Annotated in this window: 12 protein-coding genes; 8 read left to right on the forward strand and 4 right to left on the reverse strand. The window is 72.6% G+C overall.

Going from position 1 to position 17,654, the window contains the following annotated elements; translation table 11 throughout:
• Positions 1-472: 472 nt before the first annotated feature.
• The 3 genes from BUE48_RS03230 (at position 473) to BUE48_RS03240 (ending at position 7,880) form a co-directional block, all read left to right on the forward strand.
• On the forward strand, positions 473-2,551 hold the full coding sequence (locus tag BUE48_RS03230; RefSeq protein WP_286988775.1) for an acyltransferase family protein: 2,079 nt from the start codon (positions 473-475) through the stop codon (positions 2,549-2,551).
• A 343-nt stretch (positions 2,552-2,894) separates the two neighbouring features.
• Positions 2,895-4,829 (forward strand): hypothetical protein, encoded by a 1,935-nt coding sequence (locus BUE48_RS03235; RefSeq protein ID WP_286988776.1) that lies wholly within the window; start codon positions 2,895-2,897, stop codon positions 4,827-4,829.
• 81 nt (positions 4,830-4,910) lie between these two features.
• The gene (locus BUE48_RS03240; RefSeq protein ID WP_286988778.1) at positions 4,911-7,880 is read left to right on the forward strand and encodes an ATP-binding protein; all 2,970 of its coding nucleotides are present in this window, start codon (positions 4,911-4,913) and stop codon (positions 7,878-7,880) included.
• Positions 7,881-7,883: 3 nt separating this feature from the next.
• On the opposite strand, the gene BUE48_RS03245 is transcribed toward BUE48_RS03240, so the two are convergent.
• Together BUE48_RS03245 and BUE48_RS03250 are read right to left on the reverse strand one after the other, a co-directional pair.
• Positions 7,884-8,906, reverse strand: coding sequence for a hypothetical protein (locus tag BUE48_RS03245; RefSeq protein ID WP_286988780.1), 1,023 nt, complete (start codon positions 8,904-8,906; stop codon positions 7,884-7,886).
• Positions 8,907-9,129: 223 nt separating this feature from the next.
• Positions 9,130-10,701 carry a hypothetical protein gene (locus tag BUE48_RS03250; protein ID WP_148232913.1) on the reverse strand — a complete coding sequence of 524 codons (1,572 nt, stop codon included), beginning with the start codon at positions 10,699-10,701 and terminating at the stop codon, positions 9,130-9,132.
• Between the two features lie 469 nt (positions 10,702-11,170).
• Here BUE48_RS03250 and BUE48_RS03255 point away from each other — a divergent pair, with 469 nt between their 5' ends.
• Together BUE48_RS03255 and BUE48_RS03260 are read left to right on the forward strand one after the other, a co-directional pair.
• A complete protein-coding gene (locus BUE48_RS03255; protein ID WP_012851027.1) occupies positions 11,171-12,409 on the forward strand; it encodes a Mur ligase family protein in 1,239 nt (412 codons plus the stop codon).
• Positions 12,399-13,112, forward strand: coding sequence for a type 1 glutamine amidotransferase (locus BUE48_RS03260; protein ID WP_012851028.1), 714 nt, complete (start codon positions 12,399-12,401; stop codon positions 13,110-13,112). The genes BUE48_RS03255 and BUE48_RS03260 overlap by 11 nt, the downstream gene beginning before the upstream one ends.
• 345 nt (positions 13,113-13,457) lie before the next feature.
• Here BUE48_RS03260 and BUE48_RS03265 read toward each other — a convergent pair whose 3' ends face one another.
• A complete protein-coding gene (locus BUE48_RS03265) occupies positions 13,458-14,504 on the reverse strand; it encodes a TerC family protein (protein WP_286988782.1) in 1,047 nt (348 codons plus the stop codon).
• A 138-nt stretch (positions 14,505-14,642) separates the two neighbouring features.
• A complete protein-coding gene (locus BUE48_RS03270; protein WP_012851030.1) occupies positions 14,643-15,005 on the reverse strand; it encodes a DsrE family protein in 363 nt (120 codons plus the stop codon).
• Between the two features lie 209 nt (positions 15,006-15,214).
• Between BUE48_RS03270 and BUE48_RS03275 the strand changes: the two genes are divergently transcribed.
• The 3 genes from BUE48_RS03275 to ygfZ all read left to right on the forward strand — a co-directional run bounded on the left by BUE48_RS03275 (position 15,215) and on the right by ygfZ (position 17,453).
• Positions 15,215-15,700: a heme-binding beta-barrel domain-containing protein gene (locus tag BUE48_RS03275; protein WP_012851032.1), complete on the forward strand. Its 486-nt coding sequence runs from the start codon at positions 15,215-15,217 to the stop codon at positions 15,698-15,700.
• A gap of 318 nt (positions 15,701-16,018) precedes the next feature.
• Positions 16,019-16,429, forward strand: coding sequence for a Fur family transcriptional regulator (locus BUE48_RS03280; RefSeq protein WP_012851033.1), 411 nt, complete (start codon positions 16,019-16,021; stop codon positions 16,427-16,429).
• Positions 16,430-16,466: 37 nt separating this feature from the next.
• Complete coding sequence (gene ygfZ, locus BUE48_RS03285; RefSeq protein ID WP_012851034.1) at positions 16,467-17,453, forward strand: CAF17-like 4Fe-4S cluster assembly/insertion protein YgfZ; 987 nt, start codon at positions 16,467-16,469, stop codon at positions 17,451-17,453.
• The last annotated feature ends 201 nt before the right edge of the window (positions 17,454-17,654 follow it).

The raw sequence follows: 17,654 nt of genomic DNA on the forward strand, positions 1-17,654 counted from the left end.
GGCTTTGAGTCGCTGGCCGGAACCGGACACGGCTCAGCGGATGATCTTCGGTGAACCCTGACAACGGGTGGCTGGCGTCAGACGTCCCACATGCGGCGAGACCGGCTTATGTGAGCATTCAACTATTTGAAAACTGCCGGAGAAGGCCGCCGGGGTTCTCTTGAGGGGCATTCTCCGGGGCCTGCGAGAGGAGTTGCCCGAACTCGGCTCATCTGTGATGACCTGCCTCTTCGGCTCGGTCGGCGGACGATGCCGCGGCTTCGGCCTTGAAACGGCGGCGGGCGTGAGCCGGAGGTGATTTGCGTCCGCGAGGCGGGCGAGGTGCGTCCGTGTCACGAGAGCGTCTCGCACCCCTGCGCACCTTGTGACAAGTGAGGCTTATTCATATCCTCGCTCCGAAATTGGACACGGTGCGGCTCGGGTCGATCGGATCGGGACGCGCGCGTCCAGGCTGCTCGACTGAAAGTGGAAGATGTCGACCCCATCCATCGAGGAGACCCTCCGGCGTCCGGCCCCCGCTCAGGTCACCGGGGAGGCCGCACCCAGACGGCCGCGGGAAGGCCACCGGCCCGAGATCCAGGGGCTGCGCGCGGTCGCCGTGCTGCTGGTGGCGATCTACCACATCTGGCTGGGCCGGGTGTCCGGCGGGGTGGACGTCTTCTTGATGCTCACCGGTTTCCTCATCACCGGCTCCCTGCTGCGCATGGTGGAGCGGCGGGGACGGGTGGAGTACCGGGCCTTCTTCGCCCGGCTGGCGCGGCGGCTCTTCCCGCCCGCGGCGATCGCGCTGGCGGGGGTGCTGGCCGGGACATGGCTGTGGCTGCCGCAGGACCGCTGGCGCGACACCCTCGCCGAAGTGGCCGCCTCGGCGCTCTACTACGAGAACTGGCGGCTGGCGGTCACCGCCGTCGACTACCTGGCCGGCGGTGAGGGCGCCAGCCCCGTCCAGCACTTTTGGTCGCTGGCGATCCAGGGGCAGTTCTACCTCATCTGGGCGCTGCTGCTGACCGGCACGGTGGCGGCGGCGCTGGTCCGGCGGAGCCCGCGGGCGATCTTCACCGGCGTGCTGGTGGCCGTCTTCGCCGCCTCGCTGACCTACTCGGTGATCCGCACCGCCGTCGAGCAGCGCTGGGCCTACTTCGACACCGGGGCGCGGCTGTGGGAGCTGGCGCTGGGCGGCCTGCTGGCGCTCGCGCTCGCCCGCTGGGACAGCGCGCGGCTGCCGGTGCCGCTGCGGGTGGCGCTGGGCTGGGGCGGGCTGGCCGCCCTGGTGGCCTGCGGCCTGGTCCTGCAGGTCTCCACGGTGTTCCCCGGCTATGCCGCGCTGTGGCCGACCGGCGCGGCCGTCTTGGTCATCGTGGCGGGGACGACGGGCAGCCGGCTGGGCGCCGACCGGCTGCTGTCGGCCAGGCCGCTGACCTACGTCGGCGACATCTCCTATGCGCTGTACCTGTGGCACTGGCCGCTGTTCGTCTTCTACCTGGCCAAGACCGGCAACACCACCGCGAGCCTGGCCGCCGGATGCGCGATCCTGGCCGTCTCGTTCGTGCTGGCGGCCGCCACCACCTGGGTGTCGGACCGCTCGGTGGAGTGGGTGACGGCGCGGCGCGCCACCCGCACCTGGTCGCTGGTGCTGGGCGTGGTCTGCCTGACCCCGGTGGTCGGCGTCTCCTGGAGCGGGGTGGCCCACCTGGACGAGCAGGCCCGCATCCGCCAGGCGCAGGCCGCCGACCCGGCGAACTATCCGGGCGCGGCCGTGATGGTCGGGGCGCCGCCGCCGCCGAAGCTGCCGTACCGGCCCGACCTGCGGGACGCCAAGGAGGACCTTCCGCTGATTCACACCAACGGGTGCGTGGCGCCCTACAAGGCGACCGAGGTGAAGGTCTGTCAGTTCGGCGATCCGAACGGGCGCCGCACCATCGCGCTGGTGGGCAACTCGCACGCGGCCCACTGGTTCCCGGCCCTGCACAAGGTCGTCGACGAGACGGGCTGGCGGCTGATCACGATGGTCAAGTCCGGGTGCCCGCTGCTGGCGGGCGGGGCCCGCTACCCCGACACCGGGGCGCCGTACCCGGCCTGCGACGCCTGGGGGCGCGGCGTCATGCTGCAGTTGCGCGCCCTGCGCCCGGATCTGGTGATCACGATCGGCACCCGGACCGACCCCAAGGGGCGGCCGGAGGAGCTGGAGCGTCTGGCCGTTCCGCGCTGGCGGCAGCTGGGAGCCTACGGGATACGGGTGATGGCGATCCGGGACACCCCCCGCCTGACCTTCCCGCCGGCCGACTGCTTCACGCGGGTGAGCCTGCAGCAGTGCGCCGAGGCGCGCTACCGGAGCCTGGCCCCGGTCGCCCCCTACCGCAACCGCCGGGACCTGCCGCGCAACGTGCGCTTTGTGGATTTCACCCGCTATGTGTGCACGCCCGGAAGCTGCCCGATGATCATTGGGAACGTCCTGGTCACCCGGGACCGGGGGCACTTCACCGAGACCTATGCGCGCACGCTGGCCCCCATGATGGAGAGCGCGATCCGGCGGGTGACGGGCTGGCGGTGACCGGAACCGGTCACTTCGGGCGATAACGGATGTCCGGTCTTGGGGTTTGACAAGTGAGCTGACCGAATTGTCGCTCTTGGTGCCGCATTGGATGTGGTGTTCGGTTGAATGGTGGGCGAATCGGGCCGTTCATCCCTAGTCTGTACGGGTAAGAACCCCGACCGACGAGTGCTCATGCCACCCCGCCGAAGCAACGCACCGAACCTTCTTCGGCCCGCGGGCCGCCGCGCCGCCGGGCGCCCCGGACGGGCCGGAGCGGGTTCGCCGCTGAACCCCCTGGGGCTGTGACGTGACGGACGTGACCAGCGGGTCTGCGACGACGCGGTTAATACAACCGGACCGCGTGTACGTGGGCTGGCGCTATGCCCAGGTCCACCCCGACCCGGGGCCGCCGCCGCCACGTCCCGAGCCGATCGACGATCCCCCCGACGACCCGCTGCGCGATGTGCACGTGCGGGTGCGCAGCCCGATGCTCGACCGGCCGGTCAAGATCATCGCCACGGGCACCGGAGTGTTCGGCGGCCTGGTGCTCGCCTGCGGCCTGCTGGGCGTGCTGCCGTGGAAGTTCGCCGGGGTGGGGCTGCTGGCCTGCCTGGTCGTCCTGGGCATCACCGGCTACCAGAGCTGGCAGAGCGAACGGGCGCTGCGCGCCCGGCTGCGCCAGGAATGGGAGCGGATCGACCGCGAGCGCCAGGCCCGCGAACGCCGCCTGCTGGCCGCCCAGGCCGAGCACGCCGCCGCCTACCGGGAATGGGAGCGGCGCCGCCGCGCCTATGAGAACCAACGCGAGTGGTACCCGGTCGCGGTGCCGCCCGAGGCCGACCGGGTGGACATCGTCGGCGGCACGCTGGCCGGCTGGTCGGCGGCCGTCACCACGATGGGCGCGGCCCGCCTGGCGGCCGGCGCCCGGGTGACCGTGCTGGACTTCTCCGAGGGCGCGGTCGCCGGCGACCTGGTGCGGCTGGCCACCGCCCGGGGCGACGACCCGCTGGTGTGGGTGCTGCCGGGCGACCTGCCCCGGCTGGACCTGTCCAGCGGGCTGAGCGCCGATGCGCTGGCCGACGTGCTGTCCCTGGTCGTGGGGGCCGGCGAGGAGGAGACCTCCACCGGCGACCTGTCGCTGGACAACTCCATCCTGGAGCGCGTCATCTCCGGGGTGTTCGGCGGCAGCGCCACCATCCCCCAGCTCACCGCCGCGCTGCGCGCCCTGGCCCAGGTCGGCGACCCCCGCGACGACCTGCGGCGGGGCCTGATCACCGAAGAGCAGCTGGCGCGCGTCACCACCATGTACGGCCGCGGCGCCACCGACCGGATCGTCATCCGCCGCGCCTGGGCGCTGGAGGCCCAGCTGCGCAAGCTGGAACGCCTGGGCACCGAACCGGTGCTGCTGCCCCCGTCCCGGCTGCGCGTGGTGTCGCTGGACCGCGGGGCCGGGGTGCTGACCAACCGCATCCTGGGCACCTACGTGGCCACCGCGCTGACCCACCGGATCCGCAACTCCCCCTCGGCCACCCGCTGGGAGCACACCGTGTTCCTGTGCGGCGCCGAGAAACTGCGCGGAGACGTGCTGGACCGGCTGATCGACGCCTGCGAGGCCACCGGCACCGGCCTGGTGCTGCTCTACCGCTCCATCCCCCCGCACGTCCGCGAACGCCTGGGCCGCCGCGGACACGCCGCCGTCGGCTTCATGCGGCTGGGCAACGCCGAGGACGCCAAGATCGCCGCCGAGCACATCGGCACCGGCCGCCGCCTGCAGGTCGCCGAGCTCACCGACACCGCCGGAGCGGCGATCTCCACCGGCCCGTCCGGCTCCGCCGAGGCCTGCTACGCCAGCACCATCGCCTACGCCCGCGTCCGCGGCGACGCCCTCACCGACCCGGTGTGGGCCCCGCTGCCCGCCCCCGCCGCCGACGACTCCGTCCTGGTCGCCGGCATCAGCTCCGCCACCGCCTGGGGACGCACCCTGCCGGCCACCGGCAAGGCGGGCGGCTCCCGCGAACTGCTGGTCGAACCGCACGAGCTGCAGGAGCTGCCGCCCACCGCGATGATCTTCACCCACTCGGCCGCCACCGGCCGCCGCGTGCTGCTGGTGGACGCCAACCCGGGCATCATCACCCTGCCCACCACCCACTCCCAGCAACTGGAGGAAGTCCTCCAGCAGTGCCACCCGCCGGCGGAGGGCGGCCGGGACGCCCTGCCGCCCGGCGGCACCGAGAGCCCCTCCCCGGAGCGCGAGCCGTCCCCCGGACGCACGGACTTTCGCTCTGGAAGACCCTGACTGCGCGCGTGACGCCGTTCTCACCGGCCGCGCCGCAGAACGCGGTGACATGGCGCCGACCCGGTTGATAGGGATGGGCAGGTGACCAACTACCCCCCGGAAAGACCCGCCGTTCACTCCCTCGAAAGGCCGGTGGGCGACCCGCTGGCCGGCCCCTGGTACCGGATCGCGGCGATCCCGGCCGCGGACCGGGAACCGTCGGCCGAATGGGACTTTGTGACCGTGCTGCCGGCGGTGCTGTCGGCCCGGCAGCAGCAGCGGCCGTTCGTGGTGGGGTGGCTGTCGCGGGGCGGCGGCGCGCCCCTGGAACTGATCACCAACGCCGGGCCGATCGGGCCGGGCCAGGGGGCGCTGCTGTTCCCCAACGGGGCGCGCGGGGTGCCCATCGGCGACGAGTGGCTGCGCCTGGCCGGGCAGATGGTGTGGACGCGCTGCCCGGGCCGGCCGGCCCCGCCGGTGCACCGGGCCGGCCCGGCGGGCGGAGCCGGCCTGTTCGAGTCGACCCTGGTGACGCTGATGGACCGGCCGTTCGGCTGGCTGGTGATCGCCGACCCGGCCGACGAGCGGCTGATCGACGCCGAGATCGGCAACCTGCACCACGAGCTGCGGATGCTGCGCCGCGGCGAGGACGCCCAGTCCCGGCTGGAAGTGGCCCGGGCCGAGCAGCGCCTGGCCGAACTGGACACCTTCTACCAGGCGGGACTGTGGCAGGTGCGGGTGCTGGCCGGGGCCGCCTCCCCCGAGGAGCTGAGCCGGATCGCACCGGTGCTGGTGGGCTCCATGGAACTGAACCACCACCCCTACCGGCTGCGCGCCGGGTACGGCGCAGAGAGCCTGGCCGAGGCGCTTCACCCGATCGCCCCGCCGGCCCGGCTGCGGCAAAGCGGCGGGAACGACTCCAGCTTCCCCTTCCCGGCCACCGCGGGCGCCCTGGCGGCGCTGGCCGGGCTGCCGCGCCGGGAGGTGCCCGGGCTGCGGGTGCTGGAGGCCGGCTACTTCGACGTCACCTCCGAGACCGCCGCCGAACCGGCCGCCGAACCCGCCATCGAACTCGGCGCGATCCTGGACGGCCAGGACCGCCGGGTGGGCACGCTGGCCGTGCCGCGCTCGACCATCAACCGGCACGTGTTCGTCACCGGCGCCACCGGGGCGGGCAAGTCGCAGACCGTCCGGCACCTGCTGGAGCAGCTCACCCGGGCGGGCGTGCCATGGCTGGCGATCGAACCGGCCAAGTCCGAGTACGCCGCCATGGCCGGGCGCATCGAGGACCTGGGCGCCCGGGTCACCGTGATCAACCCCTCCGACCCCAAGTCGGTGCCGCTGTCGGTGAACCCGCTGGCGCCCGAACCCGGCTACCCCGTCCAGGCCCACATCGACATGGTGCGGGCGCTTTTCCAGGCCGCCTTCGACGCCGAAGAGCCGTTCCCGCAGATCATGTCGCAGGCGCTGCAGCGGGTCTATGAGGACAACGGCTGGGACGTGGTCACCGGCGCCGGCCGGCCCGGCTCGCTGGTGGAGCCGTCGGTGCCCACCCTGGAGCAGCTGCAGCGGGCCGCGCTGGCGGTGATCGGCGAGATCGGCTACGGCCGGGAGCTGATGGCCGACGTCAAGGGCTTTGTGGACGTGCGGCTGCGGTCGCTGCGCACCGGGTCGGCGGGCCGGTTCTTCGAAGGCGGGCACCCGGCCGACATCGGCGGGATGCTGCGCGAGAACGTTGTGCTGGCCATCGAGGACGTCGCCAACGACGAGGACAAGGCGTTCCTGATGGGAACGCTGATCATCCGGATCGTGGAGCATCTGCGGATGCGGGCCCGCAGCCGCACCCCCACCGACGGGCCCGGCGGGCTGCGGCATGTGATCGTCATCGAGGAGGCGCACCGGCTGCTGCGCAACCGCGGCCCCGAGCGCACCAGCTCGCACGCGGTGGAGCTGTTCGCCGGGATGCTGGCGGAGATCCGCGCCTACGGCGAGGGCATCATCGTGGCCGAGCAGATCCCCACCAAGCTGGTGCCGGACGTGGTCAAGAACACCGCGCTCAAGGTCGTCCACCGGCTGCCGGCCTTCGACGACCGCCAGCAGGTGGGCGCGGCGATGAACCTCGATGAGGACCAGTCCCGCGAGGTGGTGTCGCTGCGGCCCGGGGTGGCCGCGGTGTTCGCCGACGGGATGGACCGGCCGCTGCGGGTGCGCATCCCCTACGGGGAGGGGCAGGAGGGGGTGCGGCCCAGCCCGCCCCCGCCCATCGACGGCCGCCGCTCGGTCGCCTGCGGCCCCCAGTGCCGCTCCGGACGCGCCTGCACCCTCTATGAGCTGCGCGAGGCCGACCTGCAGGCCGGGCACGCCGACTGGGCCTGGCTGCGGGTGTGGGCCGATGTGCTGGTGCTGGCCCACGTGGTGGACCGGCCGCTGCCGGCGGTGCCGCCGGAGCTGGGCCGCGCCTGGTCCCGCCTGCCCGTGCGGCTGCGCGAGTGCATGCTGGCCACCGTGGTGGAACGCTGCGTGGCCCGGCGGGCCTGGGCGCTGCGGACGGCGTACGCGCCCGAAAGCCTCACCACCACCGTCGCCGAGGTCGCCCGGCGCCTGCTGGACGGCGAGCACGCCCTGGCCGGGACGCGACCGGGGCCGAACTGGGTGATCGGCCAGGTGCGCTGGCTGCACGAGATGGAGCGGATCTTCCCCTTCGGCCGGCCGCTGCCCGACAAGCACGCCCCGGTCCCGCCGCTGGAGTACCACCTGCCGGGGCTGCGCCAGGCACCCGGCGCCAAGGTCGGGCACCGGCTGCGGGCGCTGCGCCGCCACCCGCTGTCGATGGAGCTGCCGGCCAACCGGCCGATCGCGCTGACCGCCCTGTTCGGGGAGGACGACCATGCGGCCTTCGCCGACGATCTGGCGTTGGTGGCCATCGGGCTGGAGGCCGACGCCCAGTTCGCCGAGGTCGCCGAGGTCACGCGGACGGCCTCCTGGCTGGAGGCGGTGCTGAACTGGCCCGAGCGCTTCGTGCTGCCCTTTGAGGACCCCGACGCCGTGCTGCCGTTTCCCGCCCAGGAATAAGGGTCAGATGCTGCCGGAGTCGCGGGAGGGCAGGCCGTACTCGGAGGCGATCGCGTTCCAGTAGCCGACCACCTCGGACTTGGCCCGCGTGGCGCGGTTGTTGACCTCCTCGGCGGCCGAATCGCTCGGGCAGCCGGGGGCGTATCTCAGGTACAGCTCGTTGGACTCGATCGAGGCCCGCAGCGCCTCGGTCAGGGCGTTCTTGAGCGCATCCCCGTCGGGGAGGGCGTCGACCTGCAGCGTCTCGGCGGTGGCCAGCTGCTCCCGCCGCTGGTCCCGGACGCGTTCCAGGCCGGAGACATCGCACCCGGCCGACACCACCGCGCCCAGCTCGCTGCGGGTGCCGGCCATGTCGCGCAGCAGCGCGTCGATCTGCTCGGCCTGCCGCCGGCCGGCGTCGTCATCGGCGTCGGGGGTGGGGCTCTGCTCCTCGGCGCCGGTGGGCGGCGCCGACTGCCCGCCCTGCGTCTGCTCGAGGGCCTGCTGGCTCTGCTGGGGGAGGGTGTCGGGCTCCTGCTCCGGCTGCGGCCAGTAGATGATGGCCAGGGCGACTGCGGCCAGGACCCAGGCCGCCACCCCCGCCAGCACATACGGCAGCACCTTGTTGCGCTTCCGGGGCGGCGGGGGCTGCCACATGGGCGGGGAGCCGCTCCAGGCCTGCGGGTCGTTCCAGGGCTCGGGAGACAGCGAGGTGATCTCCTCGGTAGAGGAGCCGGGGGCGGCCTCCCGGCCGTGCTGCACGGTCCACGGCCCCGGCGACCAGGAGGCCGGGTCACCGGGGGGACTCGCCTCCGGCGCGGGCCGCCCCTGCCACGGCTGGTCCTGCCGGGTCAGGTCCTGCCGGGTCAGGTCCTGCCGGGTCAGGTCTCCTTGGGGCTGATCCTGCCGGGTCTGCTCTTCCTGCGGCGGCGCTGCGGGAGGAGAGGCCTGGGGAGTGGACGCAGAGTCCACGGCGGTGGCCTGATCGAGCTGCGCGTTGCAGTGCGAGCAGCGGGGCAGGTCGGGAGAGGTCTCACCGAGACACACCGGACACTGCATAGGCCCCCGCCTTATCCCGTGAATATTCCTTTACCAGGATAGAGACAGGCTCGGCGGGGCCGCGAGGTCGTGACCGTGTCGGAATGAACTTTGTTTCAGCGCGTGTCCTCAGGGCCTGGAAAAAGCCGCCGATGATGTGTGATCTGAGTCATATCAGCGGCTTTGACCTGCGGAAACGATCCTGCTGAAAAGGCGGGCGGGAACCGCTTTGTCAAAACTGGCTCTCGGTTCGGGTGGGCAGTCCCGTGCTCTGGGCGATCGGGTTCCACAACACGGTGAAGCGCCTCTTGGCCACCGTCGCCTGCGCCGACAAGGCGTTGCCCCGCGCGTAGTTGTCGTCCGGGCGGGGCCGCCCCTTGCACCCCTGCGCCGCCTGCGCCCAGGCCAAGAACGCCTGGTCGGTCTGCAGCGACAGCTGGAACGACTGCAGCAGCGCGGCCCGCAGCTGCTCGCCGTTCTTCAGCTTGTCGACCTTGAGGGCGTTGGTCCGCCTGATCTGGTTGTTGCGCCGCTGCGCCACCCGCTGGAACCCCTGGATGGCCACCGGCAGGTTCCGGCACTTGCTCGCGGCGTGCAGCGCCTGGCCGAGCTGGCCGCGCGTCTCGGCGCTGGCGGTCAGCAGCTTGTCGATCGCCCGCGCCTGCCGCCGGGCCGCCGGGCCGGGGCCGGGGGCCTTCTCGGGCGGCTTTTGCTGCGAGGCGTTGCGCGGGGTGGCCGAGGCGGTGGCACCGGCCACGGCCTGCTCGCCGCCGTCCGGCCGCAGCACCACCACGACGGCCGCCACCGCCACCATGACCAGCACCCCGACCGCGATGGCCAGCGACTTGTTGGACCGCCCGCTGGAGCGGGGGCTCGCCGGCGCGTACGCCCCATCGGGCGCCGGGTAGCCGCCATCGGCCGCATACGGGTCGACCGGCCCCGGGTACCCGGCGTTCGGGGGGTATCCGCCGGGCATCATCCCCGGGCCTTGCTGCATCTGCCACGCCTGGTCGCCGTAGCCGCCGGGCTGGGCCGCGGGGTATGCCGGCGCGCCCCATTCGGCCCCCGGCACCGCTCCCGGCTCAGGCGGCAGCTGCCGGGTCTGCTCGGCGGCGCTCTCGCCGGACGGCGAGCGCGGCTCGGCGAACCAGGAGTCCGGGACGATCGGCTCCGGCTTGCTCTCCGCCCGGGCCGGGGGCGCGGGAGGCCGCTCGGCGGCCGCGGCGGCCGGGGCCTTAGGCTCCTCCTCGTCTTCCGGCGGCATCGTCCACGCCTGCGTGGCCTCGGGATCGTCGTCCCTGGAGGCCGGTGCCGCCGGCGCCGGGGAATCAGCCGATGACGCGGACGCCGGGAACTGGGGGTCGGCGGCCGAGGGCGCCGCAGCCTGCGGGGAGACGGCCGGCGAGAACGGCGGGGGCGTCGACGGGCCGGAGGAGGCGGCCGGTGAGAACGGCGGCGGCGCCGGCAGCACGGACGGTGAGGAGTCCGCAGGCGAAGGCGCCGAGAACGGCGGCGTCGCAGGCCCCGGCGGGGAAGAGCCGTCCGTGGCGGCGGACGCGGCGAGCGGCGAGGAGTCCGAGGAACCGGCGAACGAGGAGGGCGGCGGACCCTCGGCGGACTGCGGCGATGCAAAGGCGCCGCCCTGCGACGCGGGCAGCCCCATGAAGTCCGCCCCGCCCAGCGACTCGGGCGAGGGCGTCTGCGTCGCCCAGGGCGCCGGGGGCGGCGCCGGCAGCGGAACGCCACCCGTCGGGGTGGAGGAGGGCACCGGCGAAAAGGCGTCGAGCATGGTGGCGTCAAGCACGCCCTGGCCCGCGCCGCCGTGCTGCCGACCCGGCGGAGCCTGCGGGTCTGGCCGCCGGTCCAGCGGCGCGCCGCAGCGCGCGCATCCGCTCGGCGTCCCAGGCGTGTACTCGCCGCACCGTGGGCACTGCATCGCTACTCGGACCTCGCCTTGTCACAGTTTTCCGACAACGTACTGGGAAACGCCGTCGGTGTGGGCGGGATCGGCGGTTATGAGCCGTCCGTCCCGGCCCGGCATGCCGCTCCAGGATGGCAGAATGCGCGGTTTCCCTCCGAATGTGACGCTGATCGCATCCCCCGTGCCTGCGGATGCCGAAAAGATCTTCGCAGGGGACGCGCCGACTCTCACGTCGGGGTGTCCTGCCCGGAATGAAACGCCAAGTCCCCTGCTGAGGCACTAGGCTCGCTTCAACGCCCCTTGTCAGCTGGCCGCGTCCAAGTTCCAGGCCAAACCGGAAGAGCAGGAGTCCATGAGCGATCTTCCGCTGCGCGCGCAGATGGCCGTAGCGCTCGGCCGCACCGCCGCGAAGGTGTCGCGGCTGACGGGCCGAGGCGACGGTTCGGTGATCGGAGGCCGGATCGGGCTCAAGCTCGACCCCGAGCTGCTGACCAGGCTGTCGAAGGACCGCAAGATCGTCCTGGTCAGCGCCACCAACGGCAAGACCACCACCACCCGGCTGATCGCCTCGGCGATGACGCCGCTCGGTGAGATCGCCACCAACGCCTTCGGCGCCAACATGCCGACCGGGCACGTCTCGGCGCTGGCCGCCGCCCCCAACGCCAAGTACGGCGTGCTGGAGTGCGACGAAAAGTACGTGCCGGCGGTGCTCAAGGAGACCAGGGCCGGCGTGGTGGCCCTGATGAACCTCAGCCGCGACCAGATGGACCGGGCCGCCGAGATCTGGCTGCTGGCCGGCAAGTGGCGGCGCGCCCTGGAGGAGGCGCCCGACACCCATGTGGTCGCCAACTGCGACGACCCGCTGGTCACCTGGGGCGCCTCCACCGCCAAGAGCGTGACCTGGGTGGCGGCCGGGCAGCACTGGCGCGAGGACTCCTGGTCGTGTCCCGAATGCGGCGGCCCGCTGGACCGCGAGGGCGTCAACTGGGGCTGCCGGGAGTGCTCCTTCGCCCGTCCCAAGCCCGAGTGGATCCTGCACGGGGAGCGGGTGACCACGCCCAGCGGCCAGACCTATGAGCTGACCGGGCTGCAGCTGCCGGGCCGGGCCAACCGCTCCAACGCCGCGATCGCGCTGGCGGTGGTCTCCCGCTTCGGGATCGAGCCGGAGACCGCGCTGCCGCTGCTGGCCCAGGTCAAGTCGGTGGCCGGCCGCTACACCACGGTCGAGCACGAGGGCCGCACCATCCGGCTGCTGCTGGCCAAGAACCCGGCCGGCTGGCTGGAGGCCTTCGATGTGCTGCAGCCGGCTCCCGGGCCGGTGGCGCTGTCGATCAACGCCCAGGTCCCCGACGGCCGGGACACCTCCTGGCTGTGGGATGTGGACTACCGCATCCTGCGCGGCCGCCCGGTGTGGGCGACCGGGGAGCGCCGGCTGGACCTGGCCGCCCGGCTGGAGGCCGCCGAGCTGGACTTCACCGTCGTGGACGACATCGACCAGGCGGTGATGGCGGTGCCGCCGGGCCACCTGGACGTGATCGCCAACTACACCGCCTTCCAGCAGATCCGAGCGAGGTACGGACGTGTCGTCTAGCGCCAGCATCAAGATCGTCTGGGTCTACCCCGACCTGCTCAGCACCTACGGCGACCAGGGCAACTGCATCGTTTTGGAGCGCCGGGCGGCGCTGCGCGGCATCCACACCCGTACCGTGCACGTGCGTTCGGACGAGACGGTCCCGGTGGACGGCGACATCTACCTGCTGGGCGGCGGCGAGGACCGGCCGCAGATCCTGGCCGCGCGGCGGCTGCGCAACGACGGCGGGCTGCACAAGGCCCGCGAGTTCGGGGCGGTGATCTTCGCGGTCTGCGCCGGCTACCAGCTGCTGGGCACCGAGTTCGGCGGTGAGGAGGGCCAGCCGGTCCAGGGGCTGGGCCTGCTGGACATCCGCAGCGGCCGGGGCGAGCGGCGGGCGGTCGGCGAGATCGTCGGTGACGTGGACCCGGCGCTGGGAGTGCCCCGCATCACCGGTTTCGAAAACCACCAGGGCGTCACCTATCTGGGGCCGGGCGCCAAGCCGCTGGCGCGCGTGGTGCACGGGGTCGGCAACGGCGACGGGACCGAGGGCGCCTACGCCGACCATGTGATCGGCACCTACATGCACGGCCCGGCCCTGGTCCGCAACCCCGGCCTGGCCGACCTGCTGCTGCGCTGGGCGATCAAGGACGAGCTGCCGCCGCTTCCGGAGTCCTGGGCGGACCGCCTGCGCGAGGAGCGCCTCAAGGCCGTCCTCGGCTGAAGGCCGGCCGGTCGGGAACGCGTGCCGAGGGGCGGGATTCCGCCCCTCGGCGTCCATCGGGCGGCCCGCCTGCCGGGACGGGCCGGTCGCGGTCGGCCACGCCGCGCAGCGCATCCTGTCGTTCGCGACCGCCTTGCGGCCCTGGGACGGCGAGGGGCGCGTGGCGGTCTTCTCAGCGCCTGGACAGGAGCGCCGCCCGCGCCCGGCCGGGCTGGTTTCGGCTACGTCCCCTGGTACGACGGCGTGTGGGTCTGCCCCGCCGGGCGGCCGAAGGAGCGCGGCAGATGGCCCCTCCCGCACCGCTCGTCCGGCACCGCTCCCACCGGGCGCCGCCCCGACGGCCGCTCACGGGCCGGACGTGCTGTCGCTCCGGCGGGCGGCCTCCTTCTGCTCGTCCCGCGGCTCCTTGCGGGGACGGACGGTGACGGCGACGGCGTGGGCCCGCTCCTCGGGGTGGGCGCGGACGCGCAGCAGGCTGGCCACCGTGGTGACGACCAGGACGCCCAGGATGACCAGCAGCGACAGCGGGGTGGGCACCTGCGGCACCGCGTGGGAGACGTCCTCGTGGGCGAAGTGCAGCAGCAGCTTGACGCCGATGAACGCCAAGATCGCCGACAGCCCGATCGCCAGGTAGACCAGCCGCTCCAGCAGCCCTTCGACCAGGAAGTACAGCGCCCGCAGGCCCAGCAGGGCGAAGGCGTTGGCGGTGAAGACGATGAACGGCTCGCTGGTGACCCCGAAGACCGCGGGGATGGAGTCCAGCGCGAACATCAGGTCGGTGCTGCCGATGGCGATGAACACCAGCAGCAGCGGGGTCACCACCGTGCGGCCCGCCTCCTTGGTCACCAGCCGCCCGCCGTGCAGGTCGTCGGTGACCGGCAGCACCTTGCGGGAGTGGCGGACCAGGAAGTTGTCGTCGACATCGGGTTCCTTGTCGCGGTTGCGGATCAGCTGCACCGCCGTCCACAGCAGGATCAGCCCGAAGAACAGGAACGTCCAGGAGAACATGCTGACGGCCGCCGCGCCGACCGCGATCAGCACGCTGCGCAGCAGCAGCGCCGCCCCGATCCCGAACAGCAGCGTCTTTTGCTGGTACTCCTCGGGCACCGCGAACCGCGCGAAAATGATCACGAAGACGAACAGGTTGTCCACCGACAGGCTTTTTTCGACCACCCAGCCGGCGAAGTACTCGGTGCCGGCCGTCGGGCCGGACACCGCCCACAGCACGAACCCGAACCCGACCGCGAGCGCCACGTAGAAGACCGACCAGAAGGTCGCCTCCCGCAAGTGCACCGCGTGCGGCCGGCGCACCGCCACCAGCAGGTCGAACACGAAAAGCGCGACGATGAAAACGATCGTCGCCGCCCACAGCCAGCCGGGGATCTCGATCATGTCGTGCACTCCCTCTGCCGCATGGGATCGGTATCTCCGCTCCGCAGGCGATCAACCCGGCGGTCCGGCGCGAGGCCGGTGAACCTTTCAGCACCCGCCCTCAGGCGTTTCGACCTGTGAAGACGGTGCTGAAAAGGGTCAGTAGACCAGCGCCTGGGCGCCCTCTGCCATGACCTCTTCGACGAACGTGGGGGCGCCGGCGATCCGCACCCCGGGGATCACATCGTCTGGGCCGATGTCGCGGCGGGCCGCGCACTGGCTGCACACCGTCACCGTTCCCCCGGCCAGCACGACCTCCAGCAGGTCCCGCAGCGGCGTGGCGTGCGGCAGCTCGAACTCCTCGGCCCTGCCCGGCAGGGCGTACCAGGCGGCCTCACCGGTCAGCCACAGCGACACCTTCGCGCCGGCCGCCACCCCCGCCGCGGCCACCGTGAACGCCTGGTTGCAGCGCTCCTTGGCGTCCGCGCCCGAGGTCGCCTTGATCACCAGTGATCTTCCCATGACCGGCACACTACCGCGCGCCGCGGAGCGTGCGCGGTGAAGTCGATCTCCCCCGCCCGCTACGCTCGGCCCATGGCCATGGTGAACGTGGTGGTCCTGGTCGCCGCGCTGGCGGTGACGGCGGTGCTGTCGCTGCTGCTGGTGGTCGCCCTGGCCCGGCTGCGCTGAGCGTCCTTGGCAGGGCGCGGCGGGCACTACGCTGACCGAGCATGAAGCCCGAGCTGCATCCCGACCTCAAGCCGCTGGAGTTCCTGCTGGGCGAGTGGGAGGGCGCCGGAGTCGGCGGTTACCCCACCATCGACAGCTTCCGTTTCGGACAGGAGATCTCCTTCACCCACAATGGCAAACCCTTTTTGATCTACTCCAGCCGCACCTGGCTGCTGGACGAGGACGGAAACCTGGGGCAGCCGCTGGCCGTCGAGACGGGCTACTGGCGGCCACAGCCCAACAATGAGGTGGAGGTGACGCTGGCGCACCCCACCGGGGTCGTGGAGATCTACATCGGCACCGTCGCCTTCAACCGGGTCGAGCTGCGCACCGACGTGGTCGCCCGCACCTCCAGCGCCAAGGAGGTCGCCGCCGGCCACCGGCTGTACGGGCTGATCGGGGAGGACCTCGGCTGGGCCTACGACATGGCGGCCATGGGACAGTCGCTGCAGTCCCACGTCTCCGCCCAGCTCAAGCGGGTCCGTTAGGAAAAAGAACGATCCCCGGGCCCTCCGCGCACGGCGGCGATGGACGGGACTTGATCCATCGGCCCGGGGATCGGGTGATTGCCTGGTATTCGCCAGCCGCCATCACGGCTGGAGAGTTCCCCGCGCGTGCGGGGAGTTCCAAGGCGGGACGGCGACTAGCGGACAGTCACCTCGCGAGTCCCAGAATCATGCATGTTCCGGACCACCTCCTTTCCCGCGTACCCGCACGCTATGCGACCGGTCCGGGACCGGGCAAGTGGATATTCGTCCGGTTCCCGCGGGCCGTCCCGCGGTGATCGGCGGACATAGACTCATGGCATGGCCGACACGTGGCAGGAGGAGCTGCGGGCCCGCGGGTACCGGGTCACCCCCCAGCGCCAGCTCGTGCTCGAGGCGGTCACCGAGCTTGAGCACGGCACCCCCGAGGAGATCTGCGCCCAGGTGCAGCGCACCGCACGCGGCGTCAACATCTCCACCGTCTACCGGACGCTGGAACTGCTGGAGGAACTCGGGCTGGTCAAGCACACCCACCTCGGCCACGGGCCGCCCACCTACCACCTGGCCGCCGAGGCCGAGCACCTGCACCTGGTGTGCCGGCACTGCGGCACGGCCCGCGACATCAGCCCCAAGGTCGCCGACGAGCTGGTGGAGACGCTGGCCCGCGACTACGGCTTCACCACGGACGTGCACCACCTGACCGTCTACGGGCGCTGCCGGGACTGCCGCTGAAAACTCATCCCCGGCAGGGCCGCATAGGCTGGGGACCATGAAGAGCCCGCTGCTGAGCCTGCCCGGCGCCGTCGCCGCCGACCGGCCCGACCAGGATGTCGCCGCCCACTACGGTGAGCCCGTCCACGAGCAACGCGCCCTGGAGGCCGGCACCGCCTTCGTGGACCGCGGCAACCGGGGCGTGATCCGGGTGTCCGGGCCCGACCGGCTCAAGTGGCTGCACAGCCTGCTCAGCCAGCACCTGGAGCACCTGGAGCCGCACCGGCCCACCCAGGCGCTGCTGCTGAGCCCGCACGGCCGCGTCGAACACCACCTGCACCTGGTGGACGACGGGGAGGCGGTATGGGCTCACGTGGAGGTGGGCACCGCGCCCGCGCTGGTGGAGTTCCTGGACCGCATGCGTTTTCTGCTGCGCGTGGAGGTCGCCGACCTCACCGACCGGTACGCGGTGGTGACCGGCGCGGTGGACGTCCCCGGCGCCCTGGAGTTCCCGGACGTGGCCGGCTCCAGCTGGATCATCGAACGCTCCGCCCTGCCGCGGTTGCCCGAGGCGGCGCGTCCGGCCGGGTTGTGGGCCTATGAGGCGCTGCGCATCGCCGCCCACCGGCCCAGGCTGGGACTGGACACCGACGAGCGCACCATTCCCCATGAGGCCGGCTGGATCGATGAGGCCGTCCACCTGAACAAGGGCTGCTACCGGGGCCAGGAGACCGTCGCCCGGGTGCACAACCTGGGCCGCCCGCCCCGCCGGCTGGTCATGCTGCACCTGGACGGCAGCGTCGACCACCTGCCCGCCCACGGCGACCCGGTGGAGCTGGGCGGCCGCCGCGTCGGGTTCGTCGGCACCGCCGCCCGCCACCACGAACTCGGCCCGATCGCGCTGGCCATGGTCAAGCGGACCGTCCCGGTGGACGCCGAGCTGCTGGCCGGGGGAGTGGCCGCCGCCCAGGAGGTGGTGGTCTCCCCGGACACCGGCGCCAACGCGCAGATCGCGCTGCGCCGCCGCCCGGCCGCCGGCCGCTGAGCGGGCGTCGAAACCACCCGAAGGCGGGCGCAGCGGGAAAGGATCACCCATCCTCGGAAACCGCGTGAAGCCTTGCCGGGGCGGGCACAATCGTCTGTCGTGGCCGCGCGCCCGGCCACCCATGAGCTCACAGTCGGTCCCGGCGGGAAAAGGTGGTCGCGAGGATGGTGGCGAATCCGGGCAGTCAGCCAGAAGAGGCGG

The sequence above is a fragment of the Thermomonospora sp. CIF 1 genome, assembly GCF_001896795.1.
Taxonomy (GTDB): Bacteria; Actinomycetota; Actinomycetes; order Streptosporangiales; family Streptosporangiaceae; genus Thermomonospora; species Thermomonospora curvata.

Coding starts and splice junctions, on each gene's coding strand:
- BUE48_RS03230 (WP_286988775.1), top strand. CDS start 473: ATGTCGACCCCATCCATCGAGGAGACCCTCCGGCGTCCGGCCCCCGCT.
- BUE48_RS03255 (WP_012851027.1), top strand. CDS start 11,171: ATGAGCGATCTTCCGCTGCGCGCGCAGATGGCCGTAGCGCTCGGCCGC.
- BUE48_RS03265 (WP_286988782.1), bottom strand. CDS start 14,504: ATGATCGAGATCCCCGGCTGGCTGTGGGCGGCGACGATCGTTTTCATC.
- BUE48_RS03270 (WP_012851030.1), bottom strand. CDS start 15,005: ATGGGAAGATCACTGGTGATCAAGGCGACCTCGGGCGCGGACGCCAAG.
- BUE48_RS03275 (WP_012851032.1), top strand. CDS start 15,215: ATGAAGCCCGAGCTGCATCCCGACCTCAAGCCGCTGGAGTTCCTGCTG.
- BUE48_RS03280 (WP_012851033.1), top strand. CDS start 16,019: ATGGCCGACACGTGGCAGGAGGAGCTGCGGGCCCGCGGGTACCGGGTC.
- ygfZ (WP_012851034.1), top strand. CDS start 16,467: ATGAAGAGCCCGCTGCTGAGCCTGCCCGGCGCCGTCGCCGCCGACCGG.